The sequence below is a fragment of the uncultured Polaribacter sp. genome (assembly GCF_947495205.1).
Classification (GTDB): Bacteria; Bacteroidota; Bacteroidia; order Flavobacteriales; family Flavobacteriaceae; genus Polaribacter.
In genome coordinates this window covers 1-20854 of record NZ_CANLXV010000001.1, presented here as the reverse complement: position 1 = coordinate 20854, position 20854 = coordinate 1, and the positions used below count along the sequence as shown (strand labels likewise).

Annotated in this window: 20 protein-coding genes; 11 read left to right on the top strand and 9 right to left on the bottom strand. The window is 30.0% G+C overall.

From position 1 onward, the window contains the following. Positions 1-4 precede the first annotated feature (4 nt). The 4 genes from dusB to Q0762_RS00085 all read right to left on the bottom strand — a co-directional run bounded on the left by dusB (position 5) and on the right by Q0762_RS00085 (position 4041). Complete coding sequence (gene dusB / locus Q0762_RS00100; RefSeq protein WP_298762357.1) at positions 5-1006, bottom strand: tRNA dihydrouridine synthase DusB; 1002 nt, start codon at positions 1004-1006, stop codon at positions 5-7. A gap of 80 nt (positions 1007-1086) precedes the next feature. Further along, entirely contained in the window at positions 1087-1848 is a 762-nt protein-coding gene (locus Q0762_RS00095; RefSeq protein WP_298762355.1) for a LytTR family DNA-binding domain-containing protein, read from the bottom strand. A gap of 1 nt (position 1849) precedes the next feature. Continuing rightward, positions 1850-3742, bottom strand: a complete 1893-nt coding sequence (locus tag Q0762_RS00090; protein ID WP_298762354.1) for a histidine kinase — start codon at positions 3740-3742, stop codon at positions 1850-1852. A 107-nt stretch (positions 3743-3849) separates the two neighbouring features. Continuing rightward, on the bottom strand, positions 3850-4041 hold the full coding sequence (locus Q0762_RS00085) for a DUF4345 family protein (RefSeq protein ID WP_298762352.1): 192 nt from the start codon (positions 4039-4041) through the stop codon (positions 3850-3852). Positions 4042-4212: 171 nt separating this feature from the next. Between Q0762_RS00085 and Q0762_RS00080 the strand changes: the two genes are divergently transcribed. The 3 genes from Q0762_RS00080 (at position 4213) to Q0762_RS00070 (ending at position 8060) form a co-directional block, all read left to right on the top strand. Beyond that, a complete protein-coding gene (locus tag Q0762_RS00080) occupies positions 4213-4488 on the top strand; it encodes an EF-hand domain-containing protein (protein WP_298762350.1) in 276 nt (91 codons plus the stop codon). A gap of 122 nt (positions 4489-4610) precedes the next feature. After that, entirely contained in the window at positions 4611-6407 is a 1797-nt protein-coding gene (gene lepA / locus Q0762_RS00075; RefSeq protein ID WP_298762348.1) for a translation elongation factor 4, read from the top strand. 498 nt (positions 6408-6905) lie between these two features. Further along, positions 6906-8060 carry an iron-containing alcohol dehydrogenase gene (locus tag Q0762_RS00070; RefSeq protein ID WP_298762346.1) on the top strand — a complete coding sequence of 385 codons (1155 nt, stop codon included), beginning with the start codon at positions 6906-6908 and terminating at the stop codon, positions 8058-8060. A 198-nt stretch (positions 8061-8258) separates the two neighbouring features. Here Q0762_RS00070 and Q0762_RS00065 read toward each other — a convergent pair whose 3' ends face one another. Together Q0762_RS00065 and Q0762_RS00060 are read right to left on the bottom strand one after the other, a co-directional pair. Then, positions 8259-8759 carry a hypothetical protein gene (locus tag Q0762_RS00065; RefSeq protein ID WP_298762345.1) on the bottom strand — a complete coding sequence of 167 codons (501 nt, stop codon included), beginning with the start codon at positions 8757-8759 and terminating at the stop codon, positions 8259-8261. Between the two features lie 251 nt (positions 8760-9010). After that, on the bottom strand, positions 9011-9700 hold the full coding sequence (locus tag Q0762_RS00060; protein ID WP_298762343.1) for a zinc metallopeptidase: 690 nt from the start codon (positions 9698-9700) through the stop codon (positions 9011-9013). A gap of 146 nt (positions 9701-9846) precedes the next feature. Here Q0762_RS00060 and Q0762_RS00055 point away from each other — a divergent pair, with 146 nt between their 5' ends. From Q0762_RS00055 to Q0762_RS00030, 6 genes are all read left to right on the top strand, one after another. Continuing rightward, positions 9847-10884, top strand: coding sequence for an asparaginase (locus tag Q0762_RS00055; protein ID WP_298762341.1), 1038 nt, complete (start codon positions 9847-9849; stop codon positions 10882-10884). Between the two features lie 179 nt (positions 10885-11063). After that, on the top strand, positions 11064-11789 hold the full coding sequence (locus tag Q0762_RS00050) for a MotA/TolQ/ExbB proton channel family protein (RefSeq protein ID WP_298762340.1): 726 nt from the start codon (positions 11064-11066) through the stop codon (positions 11787-11789). 7 nt (positions 11790-11796) lie between these two features. Then, entirely contained in the window at positions 11797-12267 is a 471-nt protein-coding gene (locus Q0762_RS00045) for a hypothetical protein (RefSeq protein ID WP_298762338.1), read from the top strand. 3 nt (positions 12268-12270) lie between these two features. Continuing rightward, on the top strand, positions 12271-12897 hold the full coding sequence (locus Q0762_RS00040) for a biopolymer transporter ExbD (protein WP_298762337.1): 627 nt from the start codon (positions 12271-12273) through the stop codon (positions 12895-12897). 19 nt (positions 12898-12916) lie between these two features. Further along, positions 12917-13375 carry a biopolymer transporter ExbD gene (locus Q0762_RS00035; protein WP_298762336.1) on the top strand — a complete coding sequence of 153 codons (459 nt, stop codon included), beginning with the start codon at positions 12917-12919 and terminating at the stop codon, positions 13373-13375. A gap of 183 nt (positions 13376-13558) precedes the next feature. Next, positions 13559-14188 (top strand): porin family protein, encoded by a 630-nt coding sequence (locus Q0762_RS00030; RefSeq protein ID WP_298762335.1) that lies wholly within the window; start codon positions 13559-13561, stop codon positions 14186-14188. On the opposite strand, the gene Q0762_RS00025 is transcribed toward Q0762_RS00030, so the two are convergent. From Q0762_RS00025 to asnS, 3 genes are all read right to left on the bottom strand, one after another. Further along, a complete protein-coding gene (locus Q0762_RS00025; RefSeq protein ID WP_298762333.1) occupies positions 14183-14536 on the bottom strand; it encodes a hypothetical protein in 354 nt (117 codons plus the stop codon). The genes Q0762_RS00030 and Q0762_RS00025 overlap by 6 nt on opposite strands. A 248-nt stretch (positions 14537-14784) precedes the next feature. Continuing rightward, complete coding sequence (rpoN, locus tag Q0762_RS00020) at positions 14785-16242, bottom strand: RNA polymerase factor sigma-54 (protein ID WP_298762331.1); 1458 nt, start codon at positions 16240-16242, stop codon at positions 14785-14787. A 24-nt stretch (positions 16243-16266) separates the two neighbouring features. Then, positions 16267-17700 carry an asparagine--tRNA ligase gene (gene asnS, locus Q0762_RS00015; RefSeq protein ID WP_298762330.1) on the bottom strand — a complete coding sequence of 478 codons (1434 nt, stop codon included), beginning with the start codon at positions 17698-17700 and terminating at the stop codon, positions 16267-16269. Between the two features lie 342 nt (positions 17701-18042). Here asnS and Q0762_RS00010 point away from each other — a divergent pair, with 342 nt between their 5' ends. Further along, the gene (locus tag Q0762_RS00010; RefSeq protein WP_298762328.1) at positions 18043-18306 is read left to right on the top strand and encodes a helix-turn-helix transcriptional regulator; all 264 of its coding nucleotides are present in this window, start codon (positions 18043-18045) and stop codon (positions 18304-18306) included. Positions 18307-18387: 81 nt separating this feature from the next. Next, positions 18388-20854 (top strand): leucine-rich repeat domain-containing protein (locus tag Q0762_RS00005; RefSeq protein ID WP_366940978.1); only part of this gene is annotated, 2467 nt, incomplete at its 3' end.

Here is a 20854-nt window from a genome sequence, read left to right as displayed (position 1 = left end):
AACGTTAGCTAATTTCTGGAATAATACTGTTTCCAAACTTAGCTTCAACTTCATCAAAAGCATTAAAAACATCTTTAGGATCATCAGAAGTTACCATTTTCATTCTATAATCTTTAAAATGCGGAATTCCTTTAAAGTAATTTGTGTAGTGTCTTCTAGTTTCTACAACTCCTAAACGTTCGCCTTTCCAATCAATAGCCATTTGCAAATGTCTTCTAGCAACTTGCGTTCTTTCTGCAATTGTGGGTTTTGCTAAATGTTCTCCAGTTTTAAAAAAGTGTTTTACTTCGTTAAAAAACCAAGGATACCCAATAGAAGCTCTCCCAATCATTGCACCATCTAAACCATATTTATCGCGCATTTCCATGGCTCTTTCTGGTGTGGTAACATCTCCATTACCAAAAACAGGAATGTGCATTCTTGGGTTGTTTTTTACAGCAGCAATAGGTTTCCAATCTGCATCGCCTTTATACATTTGTGCACGCGTTCTACCATGAATAGAAATGGCTTTGCAACCTACATCTTGTAAACGTTCTGCAACTTCTACAATTCTTATAGAATCATGATCCCAACCCAAACGCGTTTTTACGGTAATTGGCAAATTGGTATGTTTTACCATAGCTTCTGTAAGAGAAACCATTAAATCTATATCTTTTAAAATTCCTGCGCCAGCACCTTTAGAAACTACCTTTTTTACAGGACAACCAAAGTTAATGTCAATAATATCTGGTTTAGATTTCTCAACAATTTCTATGGTTTTTAACATCGATTCTAAGTTGGCACCAAAAATCTGAATTCCAACTGGTCTTTCTTTTTCGTAAATGTCTAATTTTATTACACTTTTTGCAGCATCTCTAATTAAACCTTCGCTAGAAATAAATTCTGTATACACAACATCTGCACCATTTTCTTTGCACAAAGCTCTAAATGGTGGGTCAGAAACGTCTTCCATTGGTGCTAGTAATAATGGAAATTCCGGAAGTTGAATGTTGCCTATTTTTGCCAAAACGTATTTATTTTTTTACAAAATTAGTGTTTTTATTAATGTCAAACCAAAATCGGAAATAAAATATAGTAAAATGCAATTTAACCAGCAATCCAACTTTTAATGACTTCATTATAACTTCTGCCAGAAGTAACTGTACTTTGTTTGCTGTTTTTTAGGGTGATGATAAATCTGCTGTTAAAATACTTCTGAATATCGTTTACAAAATCTTTATTGATGATGATGCCTCTGTGAATGCGTAAAAAATTATCGGGTAATTTGTTTTCTAAATTCGTAATTGTTTCGTTACTTAAATATACGCCAGAATCACTATGAATTTTAGTGTAAATATTATCTGCTTCAAAAAAAGCAACTTCATCTAATTTTATAAAAATTAAACGTTCATTTTTTTTAACGGTAATGGAAGTCATTTTTTTGACTTCTTTTTTATTGGCAATGTCTTTTAAGACTTTTAACATCTCATCTTGAGAAATATTTTTTTGAAACGATGTTAATTTTTGAACCGTTTTTGCAATTCGTTCTTTTTTTACAGGTTTTACAATATAATCTATGCTATTGGTCTCAAAAGCTTCTAATGCATATTGGTTGTAAGCCGTACAAAAAACCACAATGGGAATTTGGGCTAATTTTGCCAACAATTCAAATCCCGAACATTCTGGCATTTCAATATCTAAAAAAATAAGATCTGGCTGCAGATTTTCAATCTTTTCTTTGGCTTCTATACCGTTTTTAGCAATAGCTATAATTGTAAACGTTTCTGGAAATTGAGAAAGTAAATTTTGTAAACCTTTTCTTGCAGGCGCTTCGTCGTCTATAATTATGGTTTTATAGGTGTTATTCATTTTATGCAGTTTTTGGGATGGTTATGGTAATTATTTTTTGTGGCGAATTTGTCCAATTTAAAACTGCTTTGTCTCCATAACTCAATCTTAATAAATCGTAAACGGTTTGTAAACCATGCCCACTAACCAAACCTTCAGGAAAATCAGGGCCATTATCTGTAACTGTAATTAGTATTGCGTTTCTTTCTTTTTCTATGTTCAAAACAACTTCGCCTTTGTCTTTATTTTTTGAAACGCCGTGTTTTATAGCATTTTCTACCAAAGGTTGTATTAAAAACAACGGAATTTTGTGATTCAAAAGTGTTTCATCTACTTTAATTGTAAAATTTAAACGCTCTTCAAACCGTATTTTCTCTATTTCTAAATAGGCTTGTACCATTTCTATTTCGTCTTTAATGGTGCTCATTTTTTGCCCTTTTCTGTTGATAGAATATTTAAACAAATCTGATAACGAATGTGCCATTTTTTGAGTTTTCTCGGCATTAATTGGAGCTAAACTTGCAATAGAATTTAAAGAATTGTATAAGAAATGCGGATTGATTTGAGATTGTAAAGATTTTAATTCTGCCTTCGTTTTCAACTCTCTTAAATGAGATAGTTTGTTTTCGTTTTCTACAATTAAACTTCGTTCTTTAAAAATGAAATAGCTTATTAATGCTCTTATTGAAGCGATAATCATAGCCACTAAAAACACATATGATAAAGTGGTATAGGCTCCTTGATGATTTTGACCTTCTTTAATAGTCGAAATAACTATCACCAAAATTATTACAAATGGTAACATTCCTGTTGACAAGAAAATTAAACTTGTCTTAGTAACAATATTAGCATATGTCTTTTCAATTTTTTTCTCTAAAAATCGAAATAAAAATAAAAAAGGAAAGCAAAATAAAGAAACTACGAAAGTTGTAATAACAGTATCATATTTTATTATTGAAAAACCAAAATTCCTTGGAGTTCTTAAATAATCGTAAAACGAAACAGAAAATATAATTAAAATATCTAAAAAACAGATAGCAATTAAACTTACAAGTAAAAATTGCAAAAAGTTATTTTTAAATTTTCTATCAATGTAATTTTTAATCTTTAAGATGAAAAATAGAAATAATAAAAACAATACTAATGCTGGTATAAAAACAACAGATAAAGGGTTTTTAACCCACCATAACTGTTTATTTCTGCTTTTAATTTTATAATTTTCTATTTTTTTTAAAACATCTTCTTTAAATTGAGATGCAGCAAGTTGTAATTTTTCATCAAAATCACTTTTATAAATTTTAGCAATAATTTTTAAATCACTATCTGTGAGATGGTAATTTTTTCTATCAAATGGTTCGAGTCTTCTTGCATAAAGATTGAATCCACTGTTTTTATGAGGCGTTTTGAAGTATCCTTCAAAAAGTACTTTTGCAAGTGAAACTTCTATCTCATTAATAGTTTTGTTGTAATCTTTTCCTTTGTAATGTGTAATTTCCCCATAAACAATTTTTTTAGGTTTATTTTCACGTTTACTAGCTCTTGTATTAAAATATGGGAGATTATTTATCCAATATGGTGTTTTGTAAGTTATATCATTATCATATAAAAATTTAATTTCAAGATTTGCTTTTTCGTTTTGAGAAAAAGTAATTGAAATGGTTTCAGTTACACTATCTAGTTTTTTTATAGTTTTTGAAATTTCAAGGGAATCTTTAGAAGTGTAATTTCCTTTGAGTTTTACTTTAATGCTATCTCTCCATCTTACTAAATCTTTTTCAAATAAAAAATCTTGTTTGGTGGTATGCTTTATTTCTAAAAGATCTTTCCATGGTTGTGCAGGCAACTTTGTTTCCTCTTGAGCAAAAACAAAAAAGGGAATTAATAAAAACAGTAAAGTGTAATGTAATTTCTTCATCAGTGGTAAATTTAAAATTTTATACCACAAAACAACAATCATTTAAAAGTTTACAAAACAAGTTTCTTGTAAACTGCAAATAGTGGTGGTTAATTACAAAAACTAGCTTATTTTAGGTTTTTGAATACCCAAACACCATAAAAACCTAAAAAGATTTCTGCAAAAGTGCCAAATTGATAACCAAAAGTTGGGTTTCCATCCATAAAAAAACTTAAAACTCTACCAAAACCTAAACCTAACATAAAAACAATGTTGGTAATAAGTGCAATTTTAAAATATTGATGTTTGAAAACTCCCAAAATTCAAAGTGCAGAAAAACCCAAATACAAACCCATAATGGCTTTAAAAAAATAACTTAGTTAACAAAGTTAATTAATTAAATAATAACATAATAATTGTTTACGTAAAGGTGTTTAAGCGAAAAGTCTATTTTTTTTATTAACTTTAGGCATCAATTAACACAAAAAAATATGATAGCAAAAACAGATATTTTAAGAAAAATAAGAATTTTAATTACCAATCAGTTCGATTCGCCAGAAGAAGCTTTTCAGTTTTTTGATTCTAACGAAGACGCCAGATTAAACAAGTCTGAAATAAAAAAAATGTTACGATCTGCAGAAATAAACGGATTTATATCTGGTTTTGTAGCCAATGAACTTTTAAAAGGATACGATAAAAATAGAGATGAAACCATTAATTGGGAAGAATTTAAAGTAGCTATTGCAGAATTAGAAAGGGATGCATAAATAGTTTTTACAAAATTGTAAAAGAAGTTGTTTTAAAAAGAAATTTTGGCAACTTCTTTTTTTGTTTGAATGGGTTTGTAAATAGCGTATCTTTGCAATAATTCAGAAATTAAATTTAACGCATGAAGAATATTAGAAACTTTTGCATTATCGCACACATAGATCATGGTAAAAGTACATTAGCAGATAGATTGTTAGATTATACAGGTTCTGTAACTGAGCGCGAAAAGCAAAATCAGTTATTAGATAATATGGATTTGGAGCGAGAACGTGGTATTACCATAAAATCTCACGCTATACAAATGGATTATGAGTTTGAAGGCGAACAATACATTTTAAACTTAATAGACACACCAGGTCACGTAGATTTTTCTTACGAAGTTTCTAGATCTATTGCTGCTTGTGAAGGCGCATTGTTAATTGTAGATGCTGCACAAAGCATACAAGCACAAACCATTTCTAACCTGTATTTAGCGTTAGAGAACGATTTAGAAATTATTCCCGTATTAAATAAAGTAGATTTACCAAGTGCAAATCCAGAAGAAGTAACAGATGATATTGTAGATTTGTTAGGTTGCGATCCTGAAGAAGTAATTCACGCTAGTGGAAAAACAGGTTTTGGAGTAGATAATATTTTAAAAGCAATTATAGACAGAGTTCCTGCACCAAAAGGAAATCCAGACGCGCCTTTAAAAGCCCTAATTTTCGATTCGGTTTTTAACTCTTACAGAGGTATTGAAACGTATTTTAGAGTAATTGATGGCTCTATAAAAAAGAATCAGCAAATACAATTTATGGCAACTGGTAAGCAATATGGCGCAGATGAAGTAGGTACTTTAAAGCTAGAGCAAGTTGTTAAAAAAGAAATTAAAACAGGAGATGTTGGGTATTTAATTACAGGTATAAAAACAGCAAAAGAAGTAAAAGTAGGAGATACTATTACAGACTTTGCAAACCCTACAACAGATTTAATTGAAGGTTTTGAAGACGTAAAACCCATGGTTTTTGCAGGAATTTATCCTGTAGATACAGAAGATTATGAAGAACTGCGTAACTCTATGGAAAAGTTACAGTTAAATGATGCTTCTTTGGTGTTTCAGCCAGAAAGTTCTGCCGCTTTAGGTTTTGGTTTTCGTTGTGGATTCTTAGGAATGTTACACATGGAAATTATTCAAGAACGTTTAGAGCGTGAGTTTAATATGACTGTGATTACAACGGTTCCCAATGTGTCTTACCATGCATTTACAAATAAAAATCCACAAGAGGTTTTAATTGTAAACAATCCGTCTGACTTACCAGAACCAAGTAAATTAAATAGAGTAGAAGAGCCGTTTATTAAAGCATCTATTGTAACAAAGGCAGATTTTGTTGGCCAAGTAATGAGCTTGTGTATCGAAAAACGTGGGCAAATTGTAAACCAAACGTATTTAACAACCCAAAGAGTAGAATTAATTTTTGAAATGCCTTTGGCAGAAATTGTTTTTGATTTTTACGATCGTTTAAAAACTGTTTCTAAAGGTTATGCTTCTTTTGATTATCATCCAATAGGTATGAAAGAATCGAAATTGGTAAGAGTAGATGTATTGCTAAATGGAGATCCTGTAGATGCACTTTCTGCTTTATTACACGCAGATAATGCGTATAATATAGGTAAAAAAATTGTAGAAAAACTAAAAACATTAATTCCAAGACAACAGTTTGATATTCCTATACAAGCTGCAATTGGCGCTAAAATTATTGCCAGAGAAACTACAAAAGCGTTGCGTAAAGATGTTACTGCAAAATGTTATGGTGGAGATATTTCACGTAAACGTAAACTATTAGAAAAGCAGAAAAAAGGTAAAAAACGTATGCGACAAGTTGGTAATGTAGAAATACCACAAGAAGCATTTATGGCGGTTTTAAAATTGAATGATTAATCTTTTTTAGAGGAAATATAACGCACAAAATAAAGAGAAGAGCCTTTTTGAGAAATCAAGAAGGTTTTTTATTTGAAGCTATTTCTTCTAATCTATTGATTTTTCTTATCAGTATACATTTTATGGGCAGTGTAAGAAGTAGTTTTTTTTTATACATTGCTCTACTGTTATCATACTCGCATTTTCTTATTGTAAGGTGCCATTTTTATACCAACCTCATTATTAAATAGAAATCCTTATTTATGATTATAAAATCGAAATTTTTACTTAGAAGTTCATTCTGATATTTGAGCCACGATAAAATCTGTTAAGCTATAAAAGTAACAAGATATTTATTGAACTAAATTAAAAATTATTGAATAGTAAATTTCCTAGTACTTATTTTGGTGTGATTATTAAAATATTTTAGAACTGATAAAAATCATGTTATAACAAGAGATTCTTTAAGAAATTTGTAACAAGAAAGAACAAAGCTTTCGTTAATTAAAAAATATAAAAATGTTACAAAATAGAAGAATTTATTTACCGCCATTAAGTCTTATTGGTCCAGGAGCATTAAATGATTTAGCAGAAGAATTAAAAACACTTCATTATAAAAAAGCACTATTTGTTACTGATAAAATTTTAGTAGAAATTGGCGTAGCTCAAAAAGTGTTGGATGTTATAAAATCATCAAATATAGATGTTGTGGTTTTTGATGATGTGTATCCAAATCCAACAGTAAAAAACGTAAACGATGGTTTAGCAGTTTTAAAAGAAAATGCGTGTGATTTTATTTTAACTTTAGGAGGAGGTTCTCCCCAAGATTGTGGAAAAGCAATTGGTATTTTAGCAGCAAATGGTGGTAATATAGAGGCTTATGAAGGCATTCATATGTCTAAAAACCCATCTTTACCAATAATTGCAATTAATACAACTGCAGGTACAGCAAGTGAAGTAACTATAAATTATGTAATTACAGATGAAAAACGCCATATAAAAATGGTAATGGTAGATAAAAACTGTTTGGTTGCTATTGCTGTAAACGACCCAGAATTAATGCTAGGAAAACCAGCTGCATTAACAGCTGCAACAGGAATGGATGCTTTAACGCATGCAATAGAAACGTATGTAACTAAAGGCGCTTTTGGTTGGTCTGATGCTTTGGCTTTAGAAGCAATTAAATTAATTTCACAAAGTTTAGAAACTGCTGTTTTAGACGGACAAAATTTAGAAGCTAGAAGCAAAATGGCTTGGGGCCAATTTATTGCAGGACAAGCATTTTCTAATGCAGGTTTGGGTTACGTACATTCAATGGCACATCAATTAGGAGGTATGTATGATATGCCTCATGGAGTTGCCAATGCAATTTTATTGCCACATGTAGAAAAATTTAATATTCCTGCTTGTGCTCATAAACTAAAAAAAGTGGCAAGTGCTATGGGCGTTGTAGTTTCTGATATGAGTGATACTGAAGGAGCAAATGCTGCTATAGCAGCAATTAAAGTTTTGTCTAAAGCCGTAGGAATTCCATCTGGATTGAAAGAATTTGGTGTTAAAGAAGAAGATTTTAAAGAAATGGCTAAAAATGCCTTAGCAGATGTTTGTACTGGAGGAAACCCAAGAGATGTAACTTTAGAGGAAACCATTGCTATTTATAAAGAAGCTATGTAAAATAAACGATTTGTACAATTTGTACTTATAGCATGTTTTGTAAAGGTGACCACTTTGTGAAAGCAAAGTGTTTTTTTGTTTTTCTAATCACTTTTTATAAGCTGAGATTGTAGCTGTGCTTGTGATTACTTTTTTTGGTTTACAAAGTTTTACTTTAGCTTGGCGCTATTTATGTTTGATATATTTGGTTTTAAAAGCTTAAATACGTTTTAATAACTGCTGTTTCTTTTTAGGTTTTTCCTTTTTAGTGAGGTTACCAGGAAAAACCAAAGATGTGCTAGAAAAAGTGGTACCAAAATTAATATTGGCATAATATACTTGACTAACCGCATTTAAAACTTGTTTTTCTGTGAGTTCTTTTAAAGGATGCACAAAGATAGACCACAAAATATCATCTGAAATGGCATATTTTACGTCTAATGCTGTATGGAAGTTAGCCATTAAAGTAGCTGTTTTTAATTCTTCTGTTACCCGATTACTTTCTAAAATTGGCGAAATAATTCGCATTCTATTGTGCAGGGAATCTGCAATGCAAATAAAAGGCACTTGTTTAATTTTAAATTGCCACTGACTTTTATTACTCACAATACTATCGCTAATTTCGGTTAGCATTTTATCTAGTTTATGTAAACTCATTTCTTGCGCGGTTAAATGGTTTAGCGATAAAATAAGTATGCAAATAAAAAGTAACTTTTTCATAATAAAGGAGTTTATGAAAAAGTAGTCGTGTTATTGTATAGATGCTTTCAAAAATTGATTTTTAAATTGCTATCTATTTTTTAGAAGTACTAATTTGTGATTTATATTTTTTTGTTCAATTTATTGCTAGAAGTATTGTTGCGAGTATCTGGCTCAACTTCCGCAGAAAAACAGTTTAAAATATAAATTTTACCAAGTAGCATTTCAAAAAAGAAAAAGCTTCTAAAAAAATTACAGCAAATTATAAAATTTTAATCTCTATTACCTAAAATTTGTAAACCCCAATAAATTAGCATTGCTAAAGAACCTAAAGCTGCAACTAAATAAGTTCTTGCAGCCCATTTAAGTGCGTCTTCTGAGCCCGAGTATTCTTCTCTAGAAACTATATTTTTATTTTTTAACCAAGCTAAAGCTCTATTGCTAGCATCATACTCTACAGGTAATGTAATAAAGCTAAAAAGGGTTGCCATTGCCATAAGTACTAAACCTGCTACAGCAACATAAAATCCTAAGCCAGAGGCTACGCCTAAGATTAAGCCACCAAATACCAGCCATTGTGAGAATTTAGAAGAAACGCTAACAACGGGTACCAATTGAGATCTCATTTTTAAGTAGCTGTAAGCAGTTGCATGTTGCACAGCATGCCCAACTTCGTGCGCTGCCACTGCAGCTGCAGCTGCATTTCTTTGGTTATAAACGCCTTCACTTAAATTTACGGTTTTGTTTTGTGGGTTGTAATGGTCTGTTAACATACCTGGCGTAGAAATTACTTTAACATCAAAAATACCATTGTCTGCCAACATTTTTTCTGCAATTTCTGCTCCAGACATACCGTTTCTAAGTTGTATTTTAGAGTATTTTTTAAATTTACTTTTTAGCTGATTACTTACCACCATGCTAATTAAAGAGATAAGGCCTACAAGAATATAAAATCCCATCATAATCTATATGTTTTAAATATTTATTTCATTTTTGTTGTATAAATTTACAACATAAAGTATTCCAATTTATTTTTTATTGCGAAAAATTATGGTTTAAAGACGATAATTCTAAAAAATTACTTGGATATTTAGTAAAAAATGACAAAATGGCAAGCAAACCAAACATACTTATTATTTATACAGGTGGCACAATTGGTATGATTAAAGATTATAAAACCAAAGCTTTAAAGGCTTTTGATTTTAGTAGAATTGTAGAAAAAATTCCTGAATTAGCGCAATTAGATTGTGCTATAGAAAGCGTTTCTTTAGAGAAACCAATAGATTCTTCTAACATGAACCCTAATTATTACGCTACAATTGTAACCATTTTAGAAGAAAATTATAAGAAATTTGATGGTTTTGTGGTGCTTACAGGTTCAGATACCATGTCTTATATTGCTTCTGCCATAAGTTTTATGTTAGAGAATTTACAAAAGCCTGTAATTTTTACGGGCTCTCAATTGCCTATTGGAGATTTAAGAACAGATGCAAAAGAAAATTTGATAACTTCTATAGAAATTGCGGCTTCAAGAAAAAATAATGTACCTGTAATTAAAGAAGTTGGTTTGTATTTTGAGTACAAATTATATCGTGCAAATAGAACTACAAAAATAAGTGCAGAACATTTTGAGGCTTTTGCTTCTAAAAATTATCCGGAATTGGCAGAAAGTGGTGTGCATTTAAAATTTAATGAGCCCATGCTTTATCAACCAAATAAAAAGGGTGCTACTTTAATTGCAAGAAAAAATATGGTTACAGATGTTTGTATTTTAAAACTGTACCCGGGTATAAAACCAATTGTTGTGCAAACTATTTTAGAAATTAAAAATTTAAAAGGTGTTATTTTAGAAACATATGGTTCTGGTAATGCACCTAATGAGGCTTGGTTTTTAGAATTGTTACAGCAAGCAATAGTAAAAGGCATTAAAATAATTAATGTAACCCAATGTGTTGGCGGTGCTGTAATACAAGGCCATTATGATACCAGCTTAGGTTTAAAAAGTATTGGTGTAATTAGCGGTTTGGATATTACTACAGAATCTGCCTTAGCGAAATTAATGTATTTATTAAATGAGGGTTTAAGCGCAGAAAGTTTTGTAAAGTATTTTCAGAAATCTTTACGTGGAGAGATTTCTGAAAAATAGTTTTCAAAAAAAATGAGTTGCAACTAAAAAAAAATGTATTTTTACGTTAAATTAGATTACAATTTTTTTGAGAGACAAATATTTTTTTGTTTCTTGCCAATCCATTTAAAATAATAAAGATTTTAAAATAAAATTTATATCTTTAAACACTTAAACTTTAAAAATTAATTATAACAAAGATGAAAAAAGTAGTAAATGTCCTATCTGTAGCAGGATTCATGTTTTTTGGAGCTATTCAATCAACTTTCGCTCAAGAAGCAGTAACTGAAGAATCAAGATCTTTTCACCAAGAATTAAAACTACGTTTTATAGAAGGTGGACCTGTATTTATGGGAATTGTATTGGTAGCCTTAATTTTAGGTTTGGCAATTGCAATTGAAAGAATTATTTATTTAAATATGGCTTCTACAAATACTAAGAAATTAGTTGCAAGTGTAGATGATGCTTTAAGTTCTGGTGGTATTGAGGCTGCAAAAGAAGTTTGTAGAAATTCTAAAGGACCAGTTGCTTCTATTTTTTATCAAGGTTTAGATAGAGTAGATGAAGGAATTGAGAGTGCTGAAAAAGCAGTAGTTTCTTATGGAGGAGTTCAAATGGGACTTTTAGAGAAAAACGTATCTTGGTTGTCTTTATTTATTGCATTAGCACCAATGCTTGGTTTTATGGGTACTGTAATTGGTATGATTGGAGCCTTTGATGCAATTGCGCAAGCAAATGATATTTCTCCAGGTGTAGTTGCTGTGGGTATTAAAGTAGCCTTATTAACAACTGTATTTGGTTTAGTTGTGGCAATTATATTACAAGTATTTTACAATTACATCGTTTCTAAAATAGATAGTATTGTAAACAATATGGAAGATTCGTCAATTCAATTGATTGATTTATTAGTGAAATTTAAAAAATAATTTTATTATGACAAATAATAAAGTATCAAAAATTATCACATTTGTTGTGACAGCCATTGCTTTAGTAGGTATTTTCTTATTAGTAAGAGTACTTTTAGCAGGTGAAGATGCTGTAACAGACGATTTAGATTTGCAAAATAAAGTAGTTACTCCTTTAATCTCTTTTTCTACCTATTTATTAATAGGTGTAATAGCAGTAACTATTGTATTGTCTTTATTGGGATTATTTAAAAATCCAGAAAATTTAAAAAAGACATTTTTAGGTTTAGCTTTTTTAGGAGTTTTATTTGTAGTGGCTTACTTTTTAGCAGATAGCAACGTTATTGTAGATAATGCAGGTGAAGTATTAGAAGGAGGAGAAGCAGGTTCTACCATAAATAAAATGACTGGAGCTGGTATTTGGTTTAGTATCATTTTAGGTGCAATAGGTTTGTTCTTTTTCGTATTAGATTTAGGTAAAGGTTTAATTAAATCATAAATTATGGCAAGAAGAGAGAATCCAGAAATTAATGCAGGTTCTATGGCTGATATAGCCTTCTTGTTATTAATTTTCTTTTTAGTAACTACCACTATGAATGTAGATTCTGGAGTTTCTAAAAAGCTAGCAGAAAAACCACCAATAGATTATGTACCGCCAATTGTTAAAGAAAAAAACATTTTCGAGGTAAATTTAAACTTCCGTAATGAACTGCAAGTTGAAGGTGAAAGAATGGAAATTAAAGACCTTAAAGATGCAGCAAAAGCATTTATAGATAATGGTGGAGGAGTAGGTAAAGTTGAAGAAGGAGTTGCTTCTGGACCTTGTAATTATTGCAAAGGAGAAAGATTAGATTCATCATCAGATCATCCTAACAAAGCAATTATTTCTGTTTTAAGTGATAGAGGTACAGAGTATGGAGTGTATTTAAAAGTACAAAACGAATTACTAAGAGCCTATACAGAACTTAGAAATAGGTTATCTAAAGAACGTTATGGAATTACATACACGGAGTTAGAAGAAGCTTATAAAGAGAATAGAGATGATGAAGGTTTAAAGGCAAGAGTAGAGGCTATTAAAAAAGCTTATCCTCAAATTATTTCTGATGCAGAACCAACTTCAGCAAATTAAAATTTAAAAATAGAATCATATGTCTAAATTTAGAAAGAAGAAAAAAGGAATGCCAGCTGTAAATACTGCATCTTTACCAGACATCGTTTTTATGTTGTTATTTTTCTTTATGGTAACTACTACCATGAGAGAAACAGAATTACAAATAGAGAATCCTAGGTTACCTACAGCTACAGAAGTTAAAAAACTAGAACATAAGAGTTTAGTAAGCACTATTTATGTAGGTAAAGCTGTTGATCCTAAATTTGGGACAGGTTTTAATAGAATACAGTTAAATGATAAAATTTCTACATCAGAAGAGGTTCCTGCATTTATTATTAATGCGAGAAGTAAAGTTTCTGAAGCAGAAGTTCCATTTATGACTACTTCTATAAAAGCGGATAAAGAATCTAATGTAGGTATAATTACAGATATAAGACTAAAGTTGAGAGATGTAAATGCACTTAAAATTAGTTATTCTGCATCTAAAGGAGAATAATTAATTCTATAAATAGTATTGTAAAAGGATAATTCGAAAGAGTTATCCTTTTATTTTTGTCGATAATTTATCAAATATCCAAGAAAAGTTTAGAAAATTTTAAATAGTGTATCTTTATAGCGTTTTATAAGTACTATGGTTGAAAAGTTAATTTTATCGTGTTTTATTTTCTATGCGAGTGTTTTGTGTGCACAACGAGATGCTTTAGAAATAGGAGATCGCTATGCAGAAGATCAATTGTATGTTAGTATTTCTTATGCGCAATTAAATAAGCAACCTGGCATTATAGGTAAAAGTAATTTTTCATACAGTTTTTCAACTGGTTTTATGAAAGATATTATCCTAAACAGACAAGGAACTTTTGCTATTGCTGGAGGTGCAGGTTTGGGTTATAGCTTATTTAGTCATCAATTAAAAGTAGATGAAGTAAACGGAGCAACTGTTTTTGAAAACGGTGATTTAATATCTGATAACGTTTTTAGTACTTTTAATTTAGAAGTACCAATAGAACTAAGGTGGAGAACATCTACAGCTAATAAATATAGTTTTTGGAGGGTGTATACTGGTATAAAATTTTTGTATAACCTAAACAATTCTTTTCGTTATCTAGACGCTAACAAAGTTGAAGTTGCTTACAAAAATGTTAGCGCTTTTGAGAATTTGCAATATGGTTTAACGCTCTCTGCAGGTTATGACGAGTTTAATATTAACTTTTTTTATGGCTTAAATCCTATATTTAAAAATGCTAATATTAATGGAGAAGTCTTAGGAACTAGAATTTTGCAATTTGGTCTTATTTTTTACCTTTTATAAATATAAATACACTGCAAAAGGAGCGATAAATCCTACAAAATAACCAATATATATTTCTTTGGTTGTATGTGCTTTTAAATGCAATCTTGCATTGGCTACTAAACCAGACAAAAGCAGGGTTATGATAATTAAAACAGCAAATTGTTTTTCATAGATATAACCTAAAATGATATAAAAGCTGGTAAAAATTCCGAATGAAAGTAGGTGAATACTTGTTTTTAAATCAAAGGCAAAGAGAAAATACACAAAGGCTAATGCACAACTAGTAGCATAAAATAATAAGCCAATATCTTCTACTTGAGCAATTCTAATTAGTGTATTACCTAGAAGGTAAAATAATACAATCATTAAAGCTACCGGTATTTTACGTTCCTTTATACTTCTTGTATTAAATGTTTGAATAAGTTTTAAACGTTTAAAAAGGATTAATATAAGTACTGGAATTAAATACGTAGTAACAAATATTAAACTGAGTATGGTAAGTCTTTCTTTACTATTATAGGAATTAGGAATTAAAAGAAAATAAAAAATCGTTCCTATTGTTGGTAGCACTATAGGGTGAAAAATTACGGATATCGTTTTGTAAAACTTAATCATTAAATTTCCTTTCTAAGTCTTGCTACAGGTAAATCTAATTGTTCTCTATATTTGGCTACAGTTCTTCTGGCAATAGGGTAACCTTTTTCCTTTAATATAGCTGCCAATTTTTCATCTGTTAGTGGTTTCTTTTTATTTTCTTCTGCAATTACGTTTTCTAATATCTTTTTTATTTCTCTAGTTGATACTTCTTCACCTTGATCATTGGTCATAGATTCAGAGAAGAATTCTTTAATTAATTTGGTTCCATAAGGTGTAGACACAAATTTGCTATTTGCAACTCTAGACACTGTAGAGATATCCATATTAATTTTATCTGCAATATCTTTTAAAATCATAGGTTTTAACTTGCGCTCATCACCCGTTAAAAAATATTCATATTGATAATGCATAATGGTATTCATGGTTACCAATAGCGTTTGTTGACGTTGTTTAATAGCGTCTATAAACCATTTTGCGGCATCTAATTTTTGTTTGATAAAAAATACGGCGTCTTTTTGAGACTTGGTTTTTACATTAGCTTCTTGGTAGCCTTTCAACATATTGTTGTATTCTCTAGAAACGTGTAGTTCTGGTGCATTTCTTGAGTTTAAAGATAAATCTAGTTCGCCATCTATAATTTTTATAGAAAAATCTGGTACAATTTGTTCTGCAATTTTATTGTTACCAGCATAAGAACTACCAGGTTTAGGATTTAATTTAGAAATTTCTGTATTTACCTCTTTTAATTCATTTTCAGAAATATGAAATTTTTCTTGTAGTTTCTTGTAATGTTTTTTTACAAAATGATCAAAAGCATTTTCTAAAATATTTATAGATAAACTTCTAATTTTGGTTTTATCTTTAGATTTTAATTGAATAATTAAACATTCTTTTAAATCTCTTGCCCCAACACCTAGAGGATCTAAAGTATGTACTACTCTTTTAAGAATTTCAATTACTTTTTGTTCTGTTGTAAAAACATTGGCAGTAAAAGCTAAATCATCTACCAAATCTAAAATTTCTCTTCTAATGTAACCACTATCATCAATACTACCTACTAAAAACTCTGCAATTGCGCGCTCTTCTTCATCTAAACGAAATGTGTTCAATTGGTTTTTTAAAGATTGATGAAAACTTGTTCCAGCTGCGTATGGCACATTTTTTTCTTCATCATCAGACGAGTAATTGTTAGCTTGGGTTTTATAGGATGGTATTTCGTCATCACTTAAATACTCATCTATATTAATGTCTTCTGCTTCTATTTTTTCTGTACCAGCATCATCATATTCATCTGCCAAACTATCTTCAAAAGATTCTGGTTCTTCTTTACCTGTATCTAAAGCTGGGTTTTCTTCTATTTCTTGCTTTAAACGTTCTTCAAAAGCTTGTGTTGGTAGTTGAATTAGCTTCATCAACTGTATTTGTTGTGGAGATAATTTTTGAAGTAATTTGTATTGTAGACTTTGTTTTAGCATGTAATTAAAGGTACGAAATTTAGATTAAAATTCTGCATTTTGTGGTGTTCTAGGAAAAGGAATTACATCTCTAATATTTCCCATTCCAGTTGTAAATTGAACCAACCTTTCAAAACCTAAGCCAAAACCAGAGTGAACTGCTGTACCAAATTTACGTAAATCTAAATACCACCACAATTCTTTTTCATCAATATCCATAGCTTTCATTTTCTCAACTAATACATCATAACGCTCTTCACGTTGTGCTCCACCAACCATTTCACCAATTCCTGGGAATAAAACATCCATGGCTCTAACCGTTTTTCCATCATCATTTAAACGCATATAAAACGCTTTAATATTTGCTGGATAATCAAACAAAATAACCGGACATTTAAAATGTTTTTCCACTAAATAACGCTCGTGTTCAGATTGTAAATCTACACCCCATTCGTTTACAGGAAATTGAAATTTTTTCTTTTTATTGGGTTTAGAATTTCTTAAAATATCAAAAGCCTCTGTGTATGAAACACGTTTAAAATTGTTATCTGCAACAAATTTTAGTTTTTCTAACAAGCTCATTTCACTTCTTTTCGCTTGTGGTTTGCTTTTTTCTTCTTGAGCAAAACGCTGGTCTAAAAAAGCTAAATCGTCTTTACAGTTTTCTAAAACGTAGTTTAAAACTTGTTTAATAAAATCTTCTGCCAAATCCATATTGCCATCTAAATCCATAAAGGCAACTTCTGGTTCAATCATCCAAAATTCTGCTAAATGGCGCGTTGTATTCGAGTTTTCTGCTCTAAAAGTTGGGCCAAAAGTATATACTTTACCTAAAGCCATAGCATACGTTTCTGCTTCTAACTGTCCAGAAACTGTTAAGTTGGTTTCTCTACCAAAAAAATCTTTAGAGTAATCTATTTTACCATCTTCTGTAACAGGTGCTTTGTTATCTTCAAAAGAAGTTACACGAAACATTTCTCCTGCGCCTTCTGCATCTGAACCGGTAACAATAGGCGTATTTACATAATTAAAACCATTGTCTTGAAAGTATTTATGAACGGCAAAAGAGAGTTTAGAACGCACGCGCATTACTGCACTAAATGTGTTTGTTCTAACACGTAAGTGTGCATTTTCTCTTAAAAACTCAAAACTATGTTTTTTAGGTTGAATTGGGTACTCATCTGGATTAGAATCTCCTAAAATTTCTATTTCAGATACTTGTATTTCTACAGTTTGTCCTTTTCCCTGGCTTTCTGCTAAAGTACCTTTTATAGCAATTGCAGCACCTGTGGTAATTCTTTTTAAAGTTTCTTCTGGTGTGTTTTCAAAATCGATAACACATTGTATATTTTTTATGGTAGAACCATCATTTAAAGCAATAAATCTGTTACTTCTAAAAGTTCTTACCCAACCTTTTAATGCTACTTCTTGTAATATTTTACCTGTTTCTAAAATTGCTGCAACGCTGTTATTCATCATCATTTAAAAAATAAAAATTTATAAAAAATAATTGGTTTTAGTTCAACACAAATATACTTTATTTTAAGGTTAATTTCTTACCAAAAACAGAATTAACACCTTTTAAATATTGCAGAAAACCAAGAGCATATAAAAGAAAAGTAAAATTTTTAAGGTGTAAAGATTACGAGAATAGTTAAATGCTCCCTTTAAATATTACTATTCTTCCTTACTTTCATTCGGAGGAAAAATTGGTATTTTGGGTTCCTTAAATACTTTTTTTAGATAAAACATGGTTATTCTAAAAATATTCAGTTACTAAAAACCATTTGTAAAGATTTAATTTTTTTTTAAAATGTTACTATGCAGGAAGTGTCTAAAATTATAGAATTTGCTTTAAAAATTAAAAACAAAACTACATTTAAAAGCTTAGAAAATAAGAATATAGATTGTTTAACAAATAAAGAACAACAAGTTTTTAATTTGGTTGCCATAGGTTTAACAACTAAACAAATAGCTAGTAAATTAAACATACAAGCATCTACAGGTTCTACACATAGAAAACGCATTAAACAAAAATTAAACGTACATACAAATTACGACTGGTTTCAATTAGCAAGCCAATAAAAAAGTTGAAAAATCCCTACAAGTAGGTATTGACAATTGTTATTATACATCTTAATTTTCAACTTTGAAAAATCTATACTCATGAGAACAAAACTATTTTTACTATTTACCCTTTTTTCTTTAGCAATTTCTGCACAAATTTCCCAAGTAGAAAGGCAAGCATTAATTGATTTTTATAACGCTACAGACGGCGATAATTGGACCAATAATACCAATTGGGACACAGATATAAATGGAACTTCTGATGTTTTTAGTTGGTATGGAATAACTAAAATTTCACATAATGATGGTGTTACTGAATTTAATTATATTGGAATTGATTTATCAAATAATAATTTAACAGGTGATATTTCTTCAATAGATTTCTCCGCTTTTGATTATAAATTATCAGATTTAAATGTATCTAATAACAATCTTACAGGTGGTTTGTTAGGTGTAATATTCCCTGATAATCAAGATTATTATGGGTTTTATGATTATTCAAAAAACAAATATCAATTTGGAGCCTTAGAACTTATATATCCTTTAGATGAAAACAGTAATTTAAGTATCTATATAGGTAATCAACAAAATGTTTCAGCAGATGTTACAATAAATGTCCCATTAGAGGCAGAGTTAATTATAGAAGCCGTTGTTACGGGTACATCAAACTCATATCAATGGTTTAAAAATGATGTTGCTATTGCTGGTGCAACAAATAAAAACTATTCAATTAGTTCTGTTGAAAACAATGATTTTGCAAGCTATTACTGTAAAGTCTCTAACACAATAGTTACTGACTTCATATTACAAACAGGTAATTTTAAAGTAGAAGAAGGTATTGTAGGTTTAGCAGCTTTAAAAGCACTTTATAATGCTACAGATGGAGTAAATTGGACAAATAATACCAATTGGTTAGATGATGAAATACCTGTTTCTGATTGGTATGGAATAACTGTAGAAACCATAGCAGGTAGAGAAGTAATTACTAAAATTGAATTACCTAATAATAATCTTAACGGTACTATACCAGATTTTTCTTCACTACTAGAATTAAAAGAAGTAGATTTTTCAGAAAACACTTTAATAACTGGAGCTATTCGTTTTGAAAATAGTCCAAGCACTATAGCAAAGGTTGATTTTAGTAATACAGGTATAAATGCTTTAAAATTAAATCGTTTTGTAGATTTAAACATTAAAAATACTCCTAATTTATTTTGTGTAGAAGTACCGGAGGCAAACTTAGACCAATATTATAATTTATCTATGGATAACTTTGATTTTGGAGATGTTATTACTACAGATTGTAGCAGTGTTTTACCTTTAGATGCTGTTGAAATTTCAGCTTTAGAAGATTTATATGCCAATACTTTAGGAAATAGTTGGAGTCAAAGAACTTACAATAGTACTATAATTAAGTCTACAGCTAATACAATAGATTACAAAGGTTTTGAAACTATAGAGGTTAATGGATTTAGAAAAATTGTAAGATTAAGATTAAGAGGTATGAACTTAAATGGGGCAATACCTGCCTCAATTAAAGATTTTACAGAATTAATAGAGTTAGATTTAACTTCTAATCAAATAAATAATTTACCAACAGAAATAGGGGCTTTAAGTAAATTACAACAATTTTACATGAATAGTAATAGTTCACTTACAAGTTTACCTAATAGTATAGGAGATTTATTAGAACTATTAGATTTTCAATTTAGCAATACACAAATAGATTTAATACCAACATCTTTAGGCAACTTAAAAAAATTGCAAACCTTAGAATTTGCGAGTACAAGAATAACGCTATTACCACCCCAAATAGGTGGTTTAATAGAATTAACAAGGTTGGTTGCTGCACCAAATAATATTGCTAGCATACCAAGTGAGTTTGGGCAATTAACCAAATTACAATTTTTAGATTTTGCCAATTGTGAGTTATCAAATACCCCTGCAGCTTTTGCCAATTTAACAGAATTAAAAACACTATATCTTAATGACAACGAATTACAAGTAGTTTCTGGTTTAGGTGGTTTTACTAAATTGAAGTTTTTACGACTACATAATAACAGATTAGGAGAAGACAATCCTAATTTTAATACAGATTTACCTGAAGATTTAGGAGATTTGGTTGATTTGGAAGAGTTGACTTTAAATAATAATCAGTTAACTGAATTACCAAATTCTATTGGTAATTTAACGTTTATAAAAGTATTGCCTTTGCAAGGAAATAATTTAACTAAGTTACCAGCGACAATTGGCGGTTTAACAAGTTTAGAGGAGTTGTATTTAGGAAATAGGTCAGGACAAGGAAATGATTTAACTGCTTTACCAGCAGAAATTGGGAGTTTACTAAATTTAAAACTTTTGTATGCACAATACAATAGACTAGCAACTTTACCAACCGAGATTGGGAACTTATCTAAGTTAGAAAATCTAGATGTTTCTAATCAGATTAGCTATAATCCAACTACCTATTATATGACTAGTTTGCCAGCAAGTATCAATAATTTAACAAGTTTAAAAGACTTTAGAGCAACAGGTAATAGAATAGCTGGTGATATTAATATCAGTA

Bases quoted from the DNA above. Each gene is read 5' to 3' on its own strand.
- Q0762_RS00025 (WP_298762333.1), bottom strand. From the start codon at position 14,536: ATGATTGTATTATTTTACCTTCTAGGTAATACACTAATTAGAATTGCT.
- Q0762_RS00090 (WP_298762354.1), bottom strand. From the start codon at position 3,742: ATGAAGAAATTACATTACACTTTACTGTTTTTATTAATTCCCTTTTTT.
- rpoN (WP_298762331.1), bottom strand. From the start codon at position 16,242: ATGCTAAAACAAAGTCTACAATACAAATTACTTCAAAAATTATCTCCA.
- Q0762_RS00070 (WP_298762346.1), top strand. From the start codon at position 6,906: ATGTTACAAAATAGAAGAATTTATTTACCGCCATTAAGTCTTATTGGT.
- Q0762_RS00095 (WP_298762355.1), bottom strand. From the start codon at position 1,848: ATGAATAACACCTATAAAACCATAATTATAGACGACGAAGCGCCTGCA.
- Q0762_RS00080 (WP_298762350.1), top strand. From the start codon at position 4,213: ATGATAGCAAAAACAGATATTTTAAGAAAAATAAGAATTTTAATTACC.
- Q0762_RS00050 (WP_298762340.1), top strand. From the start codon at position 11,064: ATGAAAAAAGTAGTAAATGTCCTATCTGTAGCAGGATTCATGTTTTTT.
- asnS (WP_298762330.1), bottom strand. From the start codon at position 17,700: ATGATGAATAACAGCGTTGCAGCAATTTTAGAAACAGGTAAAATATTA.
- Q0762_RS00055 (WP_298762341.1), top strand. From the start codon at position 9,847: ATGGCAAGCAAACCAAACATACTTATTATTTATACAGGTGGCACAATT.
- Q0762_RS00040 (WP_298762337.1), top strand. From the start codon at position 12,271: ATGGCAAGAAGAGAGAATCCAGAAATTAATGCAGGTTCTATGGCTGAT.
- Q0762_RS00065 (WP_298762345.1), bottom strand. From the start codon at position 8,759: ATGAAAAAGTTACTTTTTATTTGCATACTTATTTTATCGCTAAACCAT.
- Q0762_RS00060 (WP_298762343.1), bottom strand. From the start codon at position 9,700: ATGATGGGATTTTATATTCTTGTAGGCCTTATCTCTTTAATTAGCATG.
- Q0762_RS00045 (WP_298762338.1), top strand. From the start codon at position 11,797: ATGACAAATAATAAAGTATCAAAAATTATCACATTTGTTGTGACAGCC.
- lepA (WP_298762348.1), top strand. From the start codon at position 4,611: ATGAAGAATATTAGAAACTTTTGCATTATCGCACACATAGATCATGGT.
- Q0762_RS00010 (WP_298762328.1), top strand. From the start codon at position 18,043: ATGCAGGAAGTGTCTAAAATTATAGAATTTGCTTTAAAAATTAAAAAC.
- Q0762_RS00035 (WP_298762336.1), top strand. From the start codon at position 12,917: ATGTCTAAATTTAGAAAGAAGAAAAAAGGAATGCCAGCTGTAAATACT.